This window comes from Desulfatibacillum aliphaticivorans DSM 15576, assembly GCF_000429905.1.
GTDB lineage: Bacteria > Desulfobacterota > Desulfobacteria > Desulfobacterales > Desulfatibacillaceae > Desulfatibacillum > Desulfatibacillum aliphaticivorans.
The window spans coordinates 77,943-95,663 of sequence record NZ_KE386983.1; the positions used below are offsets into that span (position 1 = coordinate 77,943).

12 protein-coding genes are annotated in these 17,721 nt (G+C 55.6%); 5 read left to right on the top strand and 7 right to left on the bottom strand.

Annotated features, from left to right (window positions below; all coding sequences use genetic code 11):
• Together G491_RS32985 and G491_RS0128015 are read right to left on the bottom strand one after the other, a co-directional pair.
• Positions 1 to 2,691 (bottom strand): DUF3999 domain-containing protein (locus tag G491_RS32985; protein ID WP_035220551.1); only part of this gene is annotated, 2,691 nt, incomplete at its 3' end.
• Positions 2,692 to 2,906: 215 nt separating this feature from the next.
• A complete protein-coding gene (locus G491_RS0128015; protein ID WP_028316889.1) occupies positions 2,907 to 4,046 on the bottom strand; it encodes an alpha/beta fold hydrolase in 1,140 nt (379 codons plus the stop codon).
• A 198-nt stretch (positions 4,047 to 4,244) separates the two neighbouring features.
• Here G491_RS0128015 and G491_RS0128020 point away from each other — a divergent pair, with 198 nt between their 5' ends.
• The 3 genes from G491_RS0128020 to G491_RS0128030 are packed head-to-tail and all read left to right on the top strand — an operon-like array spanning position 4,245 to position 7,796.
• Positions 4,245 to 5,390, top strand: a complete 1,146-nt coding sequence (locus G491_RS0128020; RefSeq protein WP_028316890.1) for an acyl-CoA dehydrogenase family protein — start codon at positions 4,245 to 4,247, stop codon at positions 5,388 to 5,390.
• A gap of 13 nt (positions 5,391 to 5,403) precedes the next feature.
• Positions 5,404 to 6,177 carry an electron transfer flavoprotein subunit beta/FixA family protein gene (locus G491_RS0128025; RefSeq protein WP_028316891.1) on the top strand — a complete coding sequence of 258 codons (774 nt, stop codon included), beginning with the start codon at positions 5,404 to 5,406 and terminating at the stop codon, positions 6,175 to 6,177.
• 35 nt (positions 6,178 to 6,212) lie between these two features.
• The gene (locus G491_RS0128030) at positions 6,213 to 7,796 is read left to right on the top strand and encodes an FAD-binding protein (protein WP_028316892.1); all 1,584 of its coding nucleotides are present in this window, start codon (positions 6,213 to 6,215) and stop codon (positions 7,794 to 7,796) included.
• A gap of 70 nt (positions 7,797 to 7,866) precedes the next feature.
• On the opposite strand, the gene G491_RS0128035 is transcribed toward G491_RS0128030, so the two are convergent.
• Both G491_RS0128035 and G491_RS0128040 read right to left on the bottom strand, forming a co-directional pair.
• The gene (locus G491_RS0128035; protein ID WP_028316893.1) at positions 7,867 to 8,850 is read right to left on the bottom strand and encodes a PAS domain S-box protein; all 984 of its coding nucleotides are present in this window, start codon (positions 8,848 to 8,850) and stop codon (positions 7,867 to 7,869) included.
• Between the two features lie 50 nt (positions 8,851 to 8,900).
• The gene (locus G491_RS0128040) at positions 8,901 to 9,842 is read right to left on the bottom strand and encodes a PAS domain S-box protein (RefSeq protein WP_028316894.1); all 942 of its coding nucleotides are present in this window, start codon (positions 9,840 to 9,842) and stop codon (positions 8,901 to 8,903) included.
• A 679-nt stretch (positions 9,843 to 10,521) separates the two neighbouring features.
• On the opposite strand from G491_RS0128040, the gene G491_RS32990 reads away from it, so the two are divergent.
• Together G491_RS32990 and G491_RS0128055 are read left to right on the top strand one after the other, a co-directional pair.
• Positions 10,522 to 11,106: a TetR/AcrR family transcriptional regulator gene (locus G491_RS32990; protein ID WP_051327577.1), complete on the top strand. Its 585-nt coding sequence runs from the start codon at positions 10,522 to 10,524 to the stop codon at positions 11,104 to 11,106.
• Positions 11,107 to 11,394: 288 nt separating this feature from the next.
• Positions 11,395 to 12,156, top strand: a complete 762-nt coding sequence (locus tag G491_RS0128055; RefSeq protein ID WP_028316896.1) for an acetoacetate decarboxylase family protein — start codon at positions 11,395 to 11,397, stop codon at positions 12,154 to 12,156.
• 55 nt (positions 12,157 to 12,211) lie between these two features.
• Here G491_RS0128055 and G491_RS0128060 read toward each other — a convergent pair whose 3' ends face one another.
• From G491_RS0128060 to G491_RS0128070, 3 genes are all read right to left on the bottom strand, one after another.
• Positions 12,212 to 13,888: a HEAT repeat domain-containing protein gene (locus G491_RS0128060; RefSeq protein WP_028316897.1), complete on the bottom strand. Its 1,677-nt coding sequence runs from the start codon at positions 13,886 to 13,888 to the stop codon at positions 12,212 to 12,214.
• Positions 13,889 to 14,111: 223 nt separating this feature from the next.
• A complete protein-coding gene (locus G491_RS0128065) occupies positions 14,112 to 15,908 on the bottom strand; it encodes a hypothetical protein (protein ID WP_028316898.1) in 1,797 nt (598 codons plus the stop codon).
• Complete coding sequence (locus G491_RS0128070) at positions 15,909 to 17,387, bottom strand: radical SAM/SPASM domain-containing protein (RefSeq protein ID WP_028316899.1); 1,479 nt, start codon at positions 17,385 to 17,387, stop codon at positions 15,909 to 15,911.
• Between the last annotated feature and the right edge of the window lie 334 nt (positions 17,388 to 17,721).

Below are 17,721 nucleotides of genomic sequence, written 5' to 3' on the forward strand. Positions count from 1 at the left end.
GTCCTGAGACATGGCTGCGTTGTCGTCCGCGGAAGGCGCGGGTTGGGGCGCAGCGGGGGCGTCGAACATGGCGTCCAGGTCGTCCTGAGACATGGGAGTATTGTCATCCTCCTGGGGCGCCTGCTTTGCCGGCCCGTCAAAGAAAGCATCCAGATCCGCCTGGCTCAACTGGCCGTCGGTTTGCAGCCCGTCGGGAATCGGCGGCGGGGGCGGCGGGGGCGGCTCTGGTTCTTTCGGAGGCGGAGCCCAATCGTCTATACGCCCTGCGCCGTCAAACAAATCATCAAGCTCTTCCTGGGAAAACTGTTTGATGACCGGCGTCTCTTCCGTTTGATCCCCATCCGTTTGCATGTCCGGACCGCCCGATTCATTCATAATCTGGTCCAACTGGTCCTGATTTAATGCGCCGTCGAACGGAAGGTCGTCTCCCTTGGAGTCGTTGGCCGCGGGAACGGTGATGTTGTAACCGGCGTTCGCAAGAAGGGCGTTTAAGCCGGCTTGATCCAGGGTCCCGTCTTCATTGGCCTTGACTTTGGGGTCCCGCGGCCTTTTGGGCTCTCGGGGCAGGACCGGCTCTTTTTGGGGCTGGGTGGCCAGCAATGCGTCCAAAGCATCCTGGTTCAAGGTTCCGTCGTCATTCATGGCCGGCGAGGGGGCCGGCATTTCCGCCTGGGTCGCCAAAAGGGCGTCCAGATCGTCCTGGTTCAGGGTGTTGTTATCATCCAGGGCGGCGCCTCCTCCCGGCGGAGCGGCCAGCATGGCGTCCAGTTCCTCCTGGGTTAAAACGCCCTCATTGGGATCAAGGGCGGACTCTTCCGGGGATTTTTTTGGCTCGAGTGTTAGTTTGGGCCGGCCCTGTCCCTTCGCAAAAGCCGACTGGTTAAGGAGCGCATCCAATTGGTCCTGCTCCATGGACCCGTCTTCGTTCAACTGAATGGGAACGCCCTGGGGCTTGGGAGGGGGCGCAGGCGGCTCCGGCTCAGCGGGCGGCTCCGGCTCCGGCGCGGGAGCCTCTTCTTCCGGCTCCATTATCTCCTCCAAAAGGGCCGGCCTTTCTTCCGGTGAAACTTGTTCCTCCGTTGTAGGACCTGTCTGGTCCGAGCCGTCCTCCGCCATGGCGTTTTCAGAATCTTTTACAATCTGGTCTATGTCTTCCTGGTCAGGCGCGTCCCAGGAGTCCTTCATTTCCTGCACTTCCGCGGCGGTTTCGGCCAGGTCCGAATCGTCGTCCAGGCTTTCCGTTTCCGCAGCGGCCTGGGCTTCCGCCCATTCATGGTCTTCATCCCCCGCTTGTTGCTGCGCCAGGGCTTGGGCCTTTTTTTGTTTAAGCAACATCATTGCAACCAGCGCCAAAACCGTCACAAGGGCGGCACCAACCACGCCGGCGGCGGCCAGGATCATCGTTTTCTTTTTTGTGTCGGGCGGTTTAGGGCGTTGCGGATACAAAGCGTTATTGCCGCCCAATGTATAGACGGCGCCCATTCTGGCCAGAGAAGCTGTCACGCCTTGCTTGCCCCAGCCCACCGGCTCCAAAATCGCGGCCGGAGGAGGCGGGGCGAGGTCTTTACGGCCGCTTCCGAAGGCAATGACATAAGGCTCCTGGCCCTGGGCGACAAAGTAGGCGGTATGAGGCGTCCAAGCCAGCTGGAATGAAGGGGGCAGGGGGCCTGCGCCTGCAATGGATTCCGGGTCGATTTGCACCATCCAGTATCTATGGGTGACGGGCCGGACGTTCAGAGCTTGATTTTGGATGGCGTCCTCGCCGGCGGTCAGATTGTATAATGTGGCGTCTGCGTGAAATTCCCAGTTGCTTTCCGCGTCGCTGCGGGAATAAATCTTGGCCCGGGCGCAGAAGTCCGGCCACATTACATGAATGACCACCTGGCTGGCAGGCAGAGGGGCGGGGACCTCAAATTGATACTCCCCGTTCGATGGAGTCCCAAACGGCGTCCCTTGCACCCAGGAGTTTTTGGCGGCGTCCTGGCTTGTGGGATACAGCACCTCCGCCTTTTCTAAGGTCGAGCCTTTTTTGCCCCCCGGCCAGGTGACCAGCCAATATCCCGGCATGGCCTTGGGAATGTCTATGGTGTCCTGGAAAAACATCATCTGCCCGCAAGGAACCTGGGCTAGGGTGGAGCTTGAGGAAAGCCCGAACCAAAATGCCAGATCCCGGCTGGCTTTGACGTCCACCGTGGTCACGAATTTTCCCGGCGTGTCCGACCATTTTAATCGCAATGCTTCGGGCTCGCCGTTAAGATGAGACGCGTCCAAAACATAGGATGTAAGTACGTTGCCGTCTCCCAGCGCGGCTGAACTTTCCACTCCGATCAGGGCGCCGGTTTCGTCCATGCGGAACCGGGTGGCGGACATGTCAATAAATCCGTCGCCCCGGGTCATGAGCGGGAAAACATTCAGGGATTGAATCTCCGGATCCTCGTAAAATCCCTTTCGTTCATCCACGATTTTAAGGGGAACCTGAGTCCCTTTTCCGTCAAGAATCCTAATATCGCCAATATCATGACGAACCAATCCCTCGTATATGCTCTGGGGCAATGTGAGCTGCCACAGGCCGCCGTCCGCCCTTGCGTCCAAGCGGGCGCCGGACATAAAGTCCGTTGCTTGGGGTTCTAAAGCGTGCGCCTGGATGAAAGGAATGATAACAGCCAGGAATATATAAAAATAGCGGCGCATGTACAATCCTGCGGGCCTATAACCCGCCAGAGGGTTCTTGTTGTTTCTTTTTGCGGGAAAGCCTCTTCCGCAACACTGCAATCAATCAGGCCGGAAGACCGCCCCCGGTCATGCCTTTGGGATCAGGGCGCAACAATCCGGACAAAATTATACCAGTGTTCTTTCAGAAATCGTGCCGAAATGAAAAATACTATGAACAAAAAAAGAAATAATCGTTATCGCGAAGTATTTTCCATAAGCCACTTTCCGGTGGGCAGCCAAACTTTTTCCCGGGCGTTTTCGCCTATCATCAGGTCCACATGCCCTGCGGCGTTCACTCCAATCAGGTTGTTGGAGTCATTGGGCGTGATGATTTCGTGGGCCAGAAGCACGGTGTCCGGCGGGGCGATTACATCGGCGCCGCCGTAAAAAAAGAGGAATTTCGCTTTGTTTTTGCGGATGTAACCCATGGACTTGACCAACTCGGGGCCGTATTGCTTGCAGGCCAGTCCTTGGGAAATCATGGTGGAGATGGATTTTTGCAGGCTGTTGGGGACGGGCTCAACCACCTTGCCCAAAAGGGTTTTGGCGGCCTTTCCCGACATGTTGAAAGGATTCCACAGCAAGGGGGACGCAATGGGGTTGAACCTCAGCACCGGCCCCGGAATTTTCCGAATGGCCCTGGTGATGGGCACAAAGTTCTGGGTGACGGTTCCTACAAAGGATTTCTCCTCGAATCCCAAAGCCCGGGTGATCCAGTTAATCAGGGGAATGATGCGTACAAAAATCTGATGCAGGGTGATGGGGCTGCCTATAGTCACGACATTCCTGACCGTGGCGTCCAGGGTCTTGGCCAGGTAGGTGTACATCATCATGCCGCCCAGGCTGTACCCTACCCAAGAGATGTTGGACGACCCGGAGTCCCTGCGCACACGCTCGATGACCATGGGAACCTCCCTGTCCACCAATTCCACAAAATCCAGCGTGGGCGGCGTGGTGCGCATTTTGCCGTAAAACATGCTTTGCCGGCAATGCCTGACCACATACCTGTTGTACACCCTTTGGGCGTATCCCGGATGAAAGCAATACACCGTAAAGCCTTCCGAGGCCAGGTAGGTTGCAAAGGACCGGTTGTTCCCCAGGGAAAGAAACCCGCCCTGGTCGTCCATGCGGAATAAATTGGCGTTGGTGGCGATGCCGGGGCAAAGGATGACCGGTCCTCGCCGCCGGATTCCGGCTTTGGCGGAAAAAATTTTTTTAATGAATAATTCCCGGGAGCCTTTTCGGGCGAACAAATCCTGGGCCATGAGAAAATGAGGCGCCTTGGGGGCTCCCCGATCCACGAGCACTGTTTCCTGCTTGGGCCAAAATAGCATGATTGGTTCTTTCTATTGCAAGATTTTCAACGGACGTATAATATTTCGTATGACGCAGTATGTCAAGAAAGAAAGCGCGTCGGCCCGGATTGGATGGGGCGAGGGATTTGCTCTTTTTCTTTGAGCCGTTATCTGATAAGTCAGGGGCGAAACATAACGGACGGCTTAATTATAAACCCCGGTAATCGGTTGAAATCCATGAATCCTTTTTTAACGGAAAAACATAGGGAAGTAAGGCGCTCGGTGCGGGCTTTTTGCGAAGCCGAACTGGCGCCCATAGCCAAGGACCTGGACCAGGAAGCGCGCTTCCCCTGGGAAGTGGTGGAAAAAATGGGGGCCTTGGGCTATTTCGGCATTCAGGTTCCCAAAGATCTGGGCGGCGCCGGAATGGACTCGGTGTCCTATGTGGTGGCTATTGAGGAAATCTCGCGGGTGTGCGGCGGCATGGGATTGTGCGTGACCGTGCACAACAGCGTGGCGGTTCATCCCATCATGGCCTTTGGAACCCGGGAACAGCAGGTAAAATGGGTTCCCGACCTGGCGGCCGGCAAGAAGATCGGCGCATTTTGCCTGACCGAGCCCAACGCAGGTTCGGACGCTTCTGGAATACAGGCCGTGGCTTTAAAGGACGGAGATCATTATGTGGTGAACGCCAACAAGGTGTTTGTCACCAACGGCGGCGTGGCCGACACCTGTCTGATTTTCGTGCGGACGAACCCGGAGGCCGGTCCTCGCGGCATCAGCGTGATTGTGGCGGAGCGCGGAACGCCCGGTTTTGTGGTGGGCGACCTGGAAGACCTCTGCGGCATGCGCTGCAATCCGGTTTCCTCCATCCGGCTTAATGACTGCCGGATTCCCGAGGACCACCTGCTGGGCAAGGAAGGCATTGGCCTGGCTATCGGCCTGGCAGGCCTGGACACGGGGCGCATCGGCATTGCGGCCCAGGCGTTGGGCATTGCCCAGGCTGCGCTGGAGGAAGGCATTCGCTATTCCAAGCAGCGCAGGCAGTTTAAGGTTCCCATCGCCAAGCACCAGTCCGTTGCCAACATGATCGCCGACATGGCCACCCAGGTGGATGCGGCGCGTCTCATGGTTTACCGGGCCGCAGCCCTCAAGGATTTGAAAAAGCCCTTTTCCAAGGAATCGGCCATGGCCAAGCTGTTCGCTGCAGAGACCGCTTCCACAGTGACGGATATGGCCGTGCAGATTCACGGCGGGTACGGGTATTCCAAGGACTACCCGGTGGAACGTTATTTCCGTGACGCCAGGGTGACCAGAATTTACGAAGGCACTTCCGAGGTGCACCGGACGGTCATAGCCCGTTCGGTCCTGGGCAAGTTCTAACGGGGAATTTATTATGGGAATTCATATTATAGTCTGCATAAAATCCGTGGTGCTGGACGCCCCCGGAGGCAAGATCGTGCGCACTCCGGATACAACCGCCCTCAACCCCTTTGATTTGCCGGCCCTGGAAACGGCCCTGGCCCTCAGTGACGAGTTGGGGGGAACGGTGACCGCCCTGTCCATGGGACCGGAAATTTCGGGCCTCAGCTTGTATTCCGCCTTGTCCATGGGCGTGGACCGGGGCGTTTTGCTGTGCGATAAAGCCCTTGCCGGGGCCGATACCCTGGCTACTTCCAACGCCCTGTGCGCCGGACTCAAACTCCTGGAGCCCTATGATCTGGTTTTGTTCGGAACCCGTACGGCCGACTCGGACACCGGTCAGGTAGGCCCCCAGACCGCCGTGGGCGCCGGGCTTCCCCTGGTGGCTCAGGCGCGGGATATTCTGGTTAAAGGCAAGTCGTTGGAAGTCTCTGCTGAATGCGACGGATTCCGCCAGCGTTTTGAAGTGGAGACGCCGTGCGCCCTGACAGTGGCGCCCGAGGCCGCCAAGGCCCGCAACGCCAGTCTGGGCGGCATTGAGGAGGCTTTTTCCGGGGAAATCGAGGTTTGGAGCCTGGAAAAACTGGGCCTGACGCCGGATCAGGTGGGGGATGCGGGATCGCCCACCAAAATCAAGGATATGACCCCGGCCGCCAAGGGCAAACAGTGCGCTTTTTTAACCGGATCCATAGAGGAGCAGGCGGACAAGCTCCTGGAGAAGCTGGTTAACGCAGGTCTTATTCAATAGAAAAGCAGGCTAATAAAATAGCGGGCAGGAATGCAATGAGCAATCACGATATCTGGGTTTTCGGAGATCTGAGAAACGATAGGTTTTTTGAATATTCCCTTAATGTGCTGGGCAAGGCCAAAGAGCTTTCCGGGCAAACGGGCGGCAAGACGGCCATGGTGCTGGTCCCCGGAAAAAACCAGGAATGCCTGCTTTGGGAAGAGGCGGCCGACCGTTGCTCCCGTTGCGGGGCGGACTATGTGTACGTTTTGCAGCATAAGGATTTGGACGCTCCCCGCGCCGACGCCATGGCCCTTATGATCTGCCGTGCCGTGTCGGACAAGCAGCCCGGGCTTGTGTTTTTTCCCATGACCCAACTGGGCCGCGAGCTGGCTGCCCGGACGTCCAGGATGCAGGACGCCGGCCTCATCGCCGATTGTGTGGACATGGCCATGGAAGACGGCCTCATGGTTGCGACCTGTCCATCCTGGGGCGGCCGGATTATGGCCAGGATCACCTTTGCCGAAGGGACGACGTTGGGATTCGCCACCGTGGCGCCTCACGGCTTTTCCCCCAGCGATCAGCCGGGCGATCCGGGAACCGCAGAGGAGCTGGACTACTCTCAACTCGCCCTGCCCAAAGGCCTTAAGCTCCTTTCCTACGAGCCCGAGGAAGCCGGAGTAAAAAGGCTGGAAGAAGCCGAGACCGTCGTGGTGGGCGGCGCAGGCATGGGCAGCGCGGACGGATTCGGCCTGGTTAGGGAGCTTGCCGCCGCTTTGGGCGGCCAGGTGGGCGCCACAAGGCCTCCCGTCCTGTCCCACTGGGTGGAGGAGGAACGCTTGATCGGCCAGACGGGAAAAACCGTCCGGCCCAGGCTGCTTGTTTCCGCCGCAACCTCCGGCGCCGTGCAATATACGGCGGGAATCGCCGAGTCCGGCCTGATTGTGGCCATTAACAGGGACGCCAAAGCCCCTATTTTCGAGATCGCTAATATTGGCGTGGAAGCCGACGCCAAGGCCTTTTTGCCCGTCTTTACGGCCAAGGCCAAAAAAGCCGTGATGCGCAAGCTGGCCGATGATCTGGCCTGCACGGTTGTGGACGTCTCGGACTCCAGTTTCGGCGCAACCATTAAAAAACTGCGCGAGGGCCACGACTGGACCCGGGAAGCTCTGGCCCAGGCCACCGGACAAACTCCCGAGTTTATCGCCTCGGTGGAATCGGACGAATTGTCGCCTTCCGTCAGCTTTCTGCTTCGTTTAGCCCGCGCCTTGGGCATTGATCCGGGTACGTTTTTGCGGGACGAGGAAAAAAGCGCCATCCGGGATCAGCGCGCCAAGGCTTACGCCAAAAGAACCCAGAGCTATTCTTATGAGGTTTTGACTCCGGATGCGGAAAACGAGCACCTGCGGGCCTTTATGATCACCATCGAATCGCGCAAGGATCATAAGCCTGTGGAGTACAAGCACGAAGGCGAGGAATTCGTCTTTGTTCTGGACGGGGATCTTGAGTTGACTCTGGACAGCAGGCCCCATGTGCTCAAGCCCGGGGAGTCCAAACGGTTCAATTCGGAAATTCCGCACAAATTAAAGAGCCTGTCGGACATGGAAACCCGTTGCCTGGTGGTTTTGTACACTCCCTGACCAGGCGGCAGGCCGCGGAAGGACGAAGCCCGCCGCAGCGTAAATATTTTGCGAGTTTTGGATCGGCCGGTTAATCGGGAAGGCCGGAAGGCGGCCGCGTGGGCAATGCGGCGTAGGCCAGGCGGTCCATCAGACTTTCCCCCGGGCCCTCCAACCCGAATTTTTTCCTAAGCTTGCCGCGATAAAAATCCACGGAGCGTTTGGAAATATTCATGGCTTCCGCTATGGCCTGGCTGGTTTCTCCATTGCGGACAAGCCAAGCGACTTCCAGTTCCTTGCTCGTTAGTTCGGGCATGGGGTCCTGGATGTGGCCCGAAACATGGGAAAGCAGGGCGGCCATGTTGGACCTGAGCACGCTGACCAAGGCCGTCTGCTCCACGTCCTGGCACGCATCAAGCAGCCGGTCCAGATAGGGCAGGGCCATGCTTTCCAAGGTCAGGCGAAGATATTGCTGCAGCATTGGCACGGCGTTTCCGGCTATGAGGGAGGCCTTTTTCAGCTTTTCATTGATCTCTTCCAGTTTGCGGGTCTGAACGGATAATGATTGATCTTTTTCCTCAAGGGCTTGCTCGGAATTTTTCCGGTGGGTGATGTCGCGATACATTCCATGAAGGCCCAAGGCCTTGCCTGTTTTGTCTCTCAGCACGGCGCCTGTCACTTCCGCCCATTTAAAAGACCCGTCCTTGCACTTGACTTCCGCTTCAAAACTGACGGATTCCCGGCCCGCCGGTCTTTCCGACCGGGAGTATTTCAGGAGCGTCCCGAAATTCTCGGTGACGACGTTCAGAGACCGCCCGGTAAACATGTCTTTGGGCAAAAGGGCGATGGCTTCCCCGGGGGTAAAGCCGGTAAAATTGGCAAGGGAGGGGCTGACGTAGGCCATGCGCAGTTCAAGGTCGCACTTCCAGGAGACGTCCGTGGTCTTCTCCACCAGGGTCCGATAGTGCTTTTCAACGGCGGCCAGCCCCTTGTTGGCGATTTCATACCTTGCAATTTCCGCTTCAAGCTCTTTGATGCGGGCGCTTAATTGTTCTTCCGTCTCACGATGCTTCATGGAATCAAGATCCCTTCAACTTAGCGAACTTGAAAATACTTGCTATGACTTTATCCGTACAGCGATGTTAAGTATTGCGTCAGGTTTTTCCCCGGAGGGACGAACCCCAATTTTTTTCTGATTTTAGCTCGATAAAAATCCACGGATCGTTTTGGGATGTCTAAAAGTTGGGAAATGTCCCGGCTTGTGCATCCAATGCTGACCAAACGGGCAATTTCGGACTCTTTGGCATTGAGCGACTCGGCCAGACCGTCGTTCCGGCCGGGCATGTAATCTTCAAAGTCCGACAAGCATGACGCAACAAAATCCATGCAGATTTTCTGGTTTTTGTTCAATGCAGTCTTCTGAAAACTCTCTATATACGGTCTCGAAAGACGGCTGATAAGCCGCGCCATTTTCGTCTTGTATTCTTTGGCGTTGGCTTCGGCCTCCTCGGTAAGCATGGCGATGGCCTTGTTGGTTTCTTCCAGTTCAAGGACCTTGGCGGCTAAGGCCTTGTCCGCCGCCTGCATAATTTTTACATTGTTTTTGTGCTGAGTGATGTCTCGGGCTATGCCGTGAATGCTTTCAGGCTTTCCGTCTTTGTCCAAATTAATTGTCCCTGCGCACTCCACCCATTTGGCGGCCCCGTCCTTGCACAGGCATTCCAACTCCAGGCAAAAATGCCTGAACCGTTCTTTGCCACCTGCATCGCGCCTGTGGATTTCCTCTTTGACCAGCTTAAGGGAACTTGGCGTAAAGGTGTCCTCCGGCCCCATGGCCACGGCTTCCTCCGGCGTGTATCCCCGCAACTGATAAACCGATGGGCTAAAATAGCTAAAGCGCAGATTCCTGTCCGCAGACCATATGACGTCCGTGGAATTTTCCACCAAAAGGCGATACTCTTCCTGGGCAGTCCTCAGCTTTTCGTTCAATGCTTTTTGTTCCAGCAACTTGTTTTCCAAGGCCAGAACCCGCTCTTCCAGTTTTCTGCGGCTAGGTTCCAAAGGCATCTGCAATCTCCTGGAGCAGGCTTATTGATGGAATGTCGTCCACATAAGACGTATACGAATGGAAGTGAAGCCGGCCAGGCGCTATTCATTGAAAAAATACCGCGGTGCGTAACATCCTAAATAGACGGAATATACATAGCATGAACCATTTTACGGGTCAACACTGCTTACAAAAAGTTTTTGCAGTAAATAATTGAATTGAGTTAACCGTTTATCATGCCGTTCAATGGAGCTTTCTTTTGTTTATTACTTTATAAAAAAACACTAAAAATGTAAATCAAATGATTGTGGTCTTCCGGTATATATGAAGTTATGAAATTGTTCACACTGTTTCTTCGGAAACGCGCCTTGGATACTTGGCTAAATGGCTTAATATTTTAAATACAGCATGTTGAAATTATCAAAGCAAATCAAAACAGAGTGATTATGACGCCTTTGAACAACCAGTCAGACTACTGGAATGCCTCGCAGGGAACAGCCGATTTTCCCGCCCCGTGGACTTTCAAACATTGACGCCCCTGATTGATTTCCATGCAAACATCAACTTGCCTTTCCGTTCAACCAAAAATTGAACAATGCAAAATTGAAACCTGTTGACAGCATAAGCTGATCCGGTAATTATCGGCAGGCCAGTCAGCTCGGCATCCACCAGAATCCATATTTGTCGCCAAAGGCTGCTATGACCGCAAAAACAAACAAGCCCATGGGCAAGGCCGCAGTGATGGAAGCCATCCTGGAGGCTTCCACCGCTCTCTTCGCCGAAAAAGGCATTGCAGCCGTTTCCTGGCGGGATATCGCGGCCAAGGCGAATGTGAATCCCGGCCTGATTCACAGGCATTTCAGGACCAAGGAAAACATTCGCCTGCAGGTTCAGGACCGGCTTATGGAAGAGATCAATAAAGACATCGGCGAGCCGGGCGATCCCGAAGAGGCCCTGGTAAACGGCGTTTTGGCGCTCAGAAAAAACGACGCCTTTTGGAAAGTCATGGCCCGCACCCTTCTGGACGGGAAATTTGAAGGCGATGTGCAGACTTCTTTTCCTTTTTTGCGGAAAATGGTGGACTCTCTGAACAAAGCGCAGGACGCCGGGACCATTGAATCCAGGGTCGATCCCACCATGCTTGTGGCAGGCGGGACCGCCATGGCGCTTGGCTTGCTTCTTTTTGAAAAATACATCCTGCCGGCCACAGGCCTGGATGCGGCCCCTCCCGAAGAAACCCAGGATGCGATTTTAAACGCCTTCCTGGAAGCCCTTCTCAAGTAAATAATCATTTTATTATCCGCAAGCCGAAAAATAATTGATACTCCTGGGATCAAAAGGTATGCTTGGTCTTCCTGTTAGGTTTTGCTTTCGCCCATCGCGGGATAAGGAGGCGCCCTATGCTGACCGGCATCCATGTCCTGCTCACCTAAATTGTCTCCAACTGCTACTGGGCCACGGACCAGGAGGATGCAAAACTCTGGCTGAACCCCATCAAGACGTTGGTGGACGACCTCAGCGTAAGCGACGACGTCTTTCATAGTAACAACTGACTGCAAGAGGGGGTTGATTATGCGGGAGCTTCACGACGACAGGCATTATCTCACGCGGCTTCGGGAGATGATCGTCAAGATGCAAAAATCCGGAAACATGTGGGACGGCGCCCGGTTCATCACGGCCGAGGTTCCTTTGGATCCGAAAAACGTCCGGGAAATCCTGCCCCTGGGCATGAAGCCTGCGGACCCGGAGTCCGGCATGTTGTTTATCGTGGACTACCCCAAGACTTCCTTTGACGTGGCCTACAAGGAGGCGGCCCTGCTGGTGAACGTAAAAACCCCGCTGGGCAAGGGCGTGCATTGCTGCTGGATGGTGGTGGACGACGAGACCGCCCTGATTTACGGCCGCGAGAGCCTGGGGTATCCCAAAAAGATGGCCGACTTTGAGTTCCAGGAGGACGGGGACGCGGTTTTCGGCTCCATCACCCGCCGGGGCGTGACCGCCCTGACCCTGGAAGGCGTCAAGGGTGAAGCCCAGGAGAATCCCGCGCCGTTATTCGCCAAAAAGACCTTTAACGTGGGCGGCCCGGGGCAGATGCTGGGCATCAACCCCGTTTGGCTGTTCAAGCCCCAGGAAGTCATTCGTGAATCCTACGACCTGGACGTGACCGTGACGGTGGAGTGGTCCGAGTACGACCCCCTGGCGGCCCTGATTGCCGGACCTGCATCCTCCGGCCGGTTTGTGGTCATGGACATCCCCGGCTCGGACTACATGTTCCCCGTGGGTTTCGCCGGCCTCAAATTTTTCATCAACACCCACGCCCTGCGGTTTAGGTAGCCATGTTGTAAAAATATATTCGCCGGGAACGCTTGAAGGCCCTCCCGGCGAGACGCTAATAGTTTTTCAATTGGACGGCGCCGGGATTGCCGCTCCCCACGTATCCTATGCATTGCATGGTGCAGCCGCCGGTGCAGCCCGTGCAACGGTACGACCCTTTGTATGCCGGGGCGCCGTAGCCGTAGCCGGGCTTGTTGGGTGAAGACTTGCTCATGGCGGCGATCCTCTCCTCGAGGGCCTTTTTGACCTTGGGGCTGGAGTCCTTAACCAGAAGAGCCAGGATCTCTATGGTCGAGGATGGATTTTTTATAACAGCCGCGCGGACGTTTTCGTCCGGGTCTTTGGCCAGCTTTTTCAAGGCGGCCTCACCAGTATTCTCGTTGGAAGCCTCAGCGAGGCGCGTTTTGCTGTCTTGCATGGGGTCGGCGCCGCCCGATTGCCCACTCCTCAGGCTTTGTTCCGTATCTTTATGATAGGCCAAGGTCCTCTGGGCTGCGTCGCGAACCGTAGAAGACGAGTCCTTGCACAGGGCCGCGATCACGTCCTGTGGGGTCTTGAGCTTTTGCGCCACCTTTTTGCGGACGTTGCCGTTGGGGTCTAAGGCCAGTTTCCGCAGAACATCCTCCGGCGTATACCAGTTGTTCGCCACTTCCACACGGACCCACAAATAGGGATGGGAGGCCATTGTTGTCAAAAGCTCCGGGTCCTGGGTTTTTTTCGCCCTTTCCCTGTCTTCTCCATAAAGAGCGCGTATCACCAGACTGCTTTCGTCTTTGACCAGGAAGTTTTTCACATGGACGGGCAGGTTTTTGTTGGCCGCCGTGCAAGCGCGGACGTATTCGTTTTGGTCCTTTGCCAGATACTCCAATACCTGGTCCGAAGCCTGAGCGCTTCTCGCAGCCTGCTTCCGAATTTCCACATTGGAGGATTGGGCCATGGCCTGAACCTGGGTTGCGTTGGTTTTTCCGTCCTTGTCCCGGTCTATCAGAGCTTCCAAAGCGTCCTCGCGAACGTCTTTTACCGGGTCTTTCGCCAAAGCCAACAACGTTTCAAAGGGCGTTCCCGGCTGCGCCGCAACCCCCTTCCGGACGCTATCCGTCTTGTCCCGCGCCAGCATGGCCAGTATGCCGGGGGATACATCCTTATTATAGGCCACCGAAAACCTGATGGCTTCATCGGAGGATTGGGCCAATCGCCGCATCAGAGCGTCATCCTGGGTATATTCGGCAATGGTCCTGCGGACAGGCCATGGGGTGTTTTCATCTTGAGCGATCTGAAGCAGGCTTTCCCGGGGCGTCCCAGGATTGCGGATGGCCTGAATGCGGATATACTCGTTTTCGTCCCTGACCAGCTTAAGCAGGGCCTTGGACGGGGTGTGGGGATTTTCCGCCGCCTTAAAGCGCACTTTGCTGCTCGGATGATTGGCGAGTTTGGAAAGAAGCCGCGGGTCGGTGGTTTGGCTTGCTTGTTGTCTGGCGGCTTCAATCGTTTGGGCGCTTGCCGCGGGTCTTGCCGTATGCGTCGTTGCAGTCTGGGAGGTTGCGCACCCGCCCACGTACAGGGAGGCGCCCACAATGGCGCCGCAAACCACCATGGTGCGCCCCATATGGGCCAGTTCGCCCTTGAAAGCCTGCATTTCATCCGCCGTGACGATGAAGCATTTTTTATTGTCCGACGCATTGGTTTGCATAACTTTCGCCAGTTTCGATTCTTCATCAAATTTTTTCCTCATATCCCTCTCCATATCCAGCCATCGGGAACGAGAAAACGTCCCCGGAAATCGCAAGCGCCCTCTGTTTTATCGCTGACCCAAAGACACCGTCATCCCCGCAAGAGCGATCCGTTTTTTCAGGATCGTTCGCAAGCGGGGACACAGCGTTATTTTTAGGTCGGCGTTGAAACGCAATTGCTTGATTGAGCCAAACCTGGCGTCATGCAGCGCCGCCCGACGGCATCTAAAACCTCGGCCTGAATTGGTCTGCATAGTTATCCCCCACGTATGCGATGCATTGCATGATGCATCCGCACGTGCAAGCGCTTGTGCAGCCTATGCAGCCAGTACACTGCAACAAGTCCCGGTCATGGCTATTGTACCTGATCCGCGCCAGCTCTTCCTCCCGATGTTCCAGAAACCATTGAACCTCTTTATTGGGATCGTCCTCCAACAGTTCCAGGACCCTCTCCGTGGAGGAGGGATTGATTGCAACGGCCGACCTGACCTCATAATCCGGGTCTATAGCCAGGGTGATAAGGACCGCCTCGTTTGTATTGGAATTACCCGCCTGCTTCAACCGCTCCTCTGAGTCGGAGGCGGCGGGCGCCCCGTTTTTCCTCACGAATTCGCGCTTTTTCTCTTCAGCGGCCCGGTTTTTTTCTTTAGCGATTCTTTTTTGTTCTTGATCTTCCAAATACTTTTTCTCTCTGGCGATTCTTTCCTTTTTCCGTCTTTCCTCGTCCGCAATTCCTTCTGCAATGGTTTGCCGCGCCAGGTTTCGAACTTTCGGGTTGGAATCCCGGCTTAAAATCTCAAGGCATTCTTCCGGGACGCTCCCGGATGTCGCCAGATCCATGCGGACTGAATCAACGGGGTCGACAGCCAGTTTTAACAAGGACTCATGGGGCGTATGACTGTTTTTTGCGACCGTACTTCGCACGGCGTGGCTTTGGTGGGTGGCCATCCCTCTCAAATAGTTTTCATCACGGGAGAATTCCGCTTTTCTCAAGTCCTCCCGGTACAAGCCTTCTTGTACTGACCAACTTTGATCTTTTTCAAGGACGCTCCTTAAATAGGGCGACAGGTTTTTGTTTCCGGCCGCTTCCCCGCGCACCCATTCGTCCTGATCCCTGACCGAAATTGTTAGAACGTGGTCCTTAGCCCGGTTGCTTCCGGCCGCAATCTTGCGGACTTCCTTTTTGGGAGATTCGGCCATGACAAGGAGCAGGGATTCAGGCAAATTTCCTCTCCCATCAAGGACGTGAAGACAGTGTATTGCCGTATCCCGAACCCGCTCGACCGGATCATTAACCAGAACCAGCCATGTCTTGTATGGGACGGCGACCTTCGAGGCGAGAGTCTCTCTGACATCATCCTCTTTGTCGTTGACAAGGGCTTTCAGGGCGTCGGCGGGAAGGTTTTGTTTCAAGGCGGCCTTGCACCTGATGTTAAGGTCCGGAGACGCGGCCATTTGCCGGATTAGAGTCTCGTTGTTCGTGTAGTCGGCGATATCCTCACGGATGGCCTCGCTCACGTTCTGGTCCCAGAGCATTTGGGATAGCTGGTCCGTGGGTGTGTTGGGGTTATGGATGGCCTTGACCCGGACCAGGCCGTCTTCGTCCGCCGCCAGCTTCAAAAGGGCCTGGGGCGGTGTGTGGGGGTTGGCCGCCGCCTCCATTCGAATTTCATAGTTCGAACTTTTTGAAAGTTTGGATAGCAGCTTGGGATCGGCGGCTTGGCGGGCTTCTTGTTTGGCGATTTTGATTTGTTGAATTTCGGCGTTTGTTTTTGGCCGGTATTTTGCCTCGGTCTGGGAGGCGGAGGTATATGCCGGCTTGGACGCTGGCTGGGAGGATGCGCACCCTCCCACATATAGAGACGCGCCCACAATGGCGCCGCAAACGACCATGGTGCGCCCCATGCGGGCCAAATCGCCTTTATAGGCCTGGATTTCCTCGGCCGTGACAATCAGGCATTTCTTTGGTTCAGAATCATTTGTATTTGGAATAGTATTTAAATCAATCTTTTTGATTTTCATTTAAAGGCATAATCCCTTTCCATTTTGTGAATTATTTTGATCCGTCAAAGCCCACAAGCCCGCCTCGGTCCCCAAAGACCAGAAAAGCTCCTCCAGGCAGGTTTTGGCTGTGGCGCAGGCGATTTTGTGCGTGTACGCCCGCACTTGTTGGGAAGCCAGGGCCTTTCCCTCCGTCCCGATGTATCCGATGGGGCAGCCGCCCCCGCAAAGATACCGGTACGCACATTCCCTGCACTGGGGCCTGGCATCCACGTCGATGATTTTCGCCATGTTTTTGAGCACATCCAGGCGCGGAAAGTCGTCTTTTATAATGTCTCCGGTCTCGTATGCCGGGTTATTGACCAGGTAGATGCAGGAAAAAATTTTTCCGCTCACGCTGATCACCGGGGTGCAACCCCTGGGGGCTCCGCAGTTCAGGGTGTTGCGATAGCCCGGAACCAGACGCCGGGAGAATTCGCTGAAGGGAAACAGGTTCTCCACCGGCCAGATTTGGGAATGGTATACCTCGCGCAATCCCTGGGCGTAGATTCGCGGGTCCGGGCGCATGGCCCGTTCAAACACGCTTCCGTCCGAGTCCACCGCGTTCAGGGGAACATAAGCGCAGGCCGAGCCGCCGAGATTTTTATGCACACGGGCCGTCTCGACCATGAGCTCCTGATTGCGGCTGACCACCGTGGTTCTGAGCGCAATGTTGATTCCGGCGCCGGCGACTTTTTCAATATGACGCGCCGTAAAAGCAAAGCTGCCGCCCCCGCCCCGCAAAGGCCGCAGGGCGTTATGAATATCCTCGGGGCCGTCCACGTCCACCAGCACGGTCATGGCGTAATCCTTGGCCCGGCTGATGAAGTCATCAGGCAGGATGCTCAGGTTGGTGGTGATGTGGTAATGAAAGTTGATCTCCGGGAATTTGAGCTTAAGCGAGTTTTCGCAATGCTCCATGACCTCCACGGCCAAAGGCCAGTTGAGCAAAGGCTCTCCCCCGAAAAACACCAGGTTCAAAAATCCGCCGGGGCTCAGGCTGGACGCAAAGGTCTCCACGGCCTGGAATGCGGTTTCCCGGGACATCATGGGATCGCCCGGGCCGTGATAGGTTTCCCGGCCGTTCAGGCAGTACACGCAGGCCTGGTTGCAGGCCTGGGACAAAAGCAGGTAGACGTTTAATTCCGTCCTGAAAAGGTCCCGGCCCGGACGGCACGCCTCGCAGCAGGCGGTCTTGCAATCCTCCTGGCCGTCCTCCACAATCAAATGATGCCGCACAAAGAAATCGAACAAGTCCCAGGGGCAGAGGTTTTCCTGCGGGCAGAAAAACGGCTCGTTTTGTTTTAGCTTATCCAGGATCTGGATGACTTCGGAGCCGCCCATGGGAAAATAGGCGGGATTGACGTTCTGCGGGTTGAAAAAAATGCGTTCGCTTCCCCTGGACAGGGTTTCAATGCGGGGCGCCACGCGCCATGCGCGGCCGGTGTAATCCAGATTCATGAGGACTGCAAACCTATCTATATTATCAGAAATTTAAGGTAGTTGATCTTGTTAAAATCAAGATGGTTTAACTGACAATATACCCAAAGCCTGATTGCTTCAAGTGAATATCATGTTAACGAAAGGCATGGGAATGACCTGGGATTCTAAACCCGCTCCCGTGCTTTGCGTGAGAAGCATTATATAAGTATTTGAAATCATATTGGTTGGTGTGGTTGCCTTTGCGGGTTAAGGACGCTGGATCCCCGTTTCCGCCATTGCATCATGGTGATTGCAAAACTGCCGCAATCACCATGCCTTCATGGCTGCACGGGGATGACGGAGAACTGAGGCT

What these genes read in the sequence shown, in the direction of transcription:
- G491_RS0128015 (WP_028316889.1), bottom strand. Translation starts at nt 4,046, where the DNA reads ATGCTATTTTGGCCCAAGCAGGAAACAGTGCTCGTGGATCGGGGAGCC.
- G491_RS0128020 (WP_028316890.1), top strand. Translation starts at nt 4,245, where the DNA reads ATGAATCCTTTTTTAACGGAAAAACATAGGGAAGTAAGGCGCTCGGTG.
- G491_RS0128025 (WP_028316891.1), top strand. Translation starts at nt 5,404, where the DNA reads ATGGGAATTCATATTATAGTCTGCATAAAATCCGTGGTGCTGGACGCC.
- G491_RS0128030 (WP_028316892.1), top strand. Translation starts at nt 6,213, where the DNA reads ATGAGCAATCACGATATCTGGGTTTTCGGAGATCTGAGAAACGATAGG.
- G491_RS0128035 (WP_028316893.1), bottom strand. Translation starts at nt 8,850, where the DNA reads ATGAAGCATCGTGAGACGGAAGAACAATTAAGCGCCCGCATCAAAGAG.
- G491_RS0128040 (WP_028316894.1), bottom strand. Translation starts at nt 9,842, where the DNA reads ATGCCTTTGGAACCTAGCCGCAGAAAACTGGAAGAGCGGGTTCTGGCC.
- G491_RS32990 (WP_051327577.1), top strand. Translation starts at nt 10,522, where the DNA reads ATGACCGCAAAAACAAACAAGCCCATGGGCAAGGCCGCAGTGATGGAA.
- G491_RS0128055 (WP_028316896.1), top strand. Translation starts at nt 11,395, where the DNA reads ATGCGGGAGCTTCACGACGACAGGCATTATCTCACGCGGCTTCGGGAG.
- G491_RS0128060 (WP_028316897.1), bottom strand. Translation starts at nt 13,888, where the DNA reads ATGAGGAAAAAATTTGATGAAGAATCGAAACTGGCGAAAGTTATGCAA.
- G491_RS0128065 (WP_028316898.1), bottom strand. Translation starts at nt 15,908, where the DNA reads ATGAAAATCAAAAAGATTGATTTAAATACTATTCCAAATACAAATGAT.
- G491_RS0128070 (WP_028316899.1), bottom strand. Translation starts at nt 17,387, where the DNA reads ATGAATCTGGATTACACCGGCCGCGCATGGCGCGTGGCGCCCCGCATT.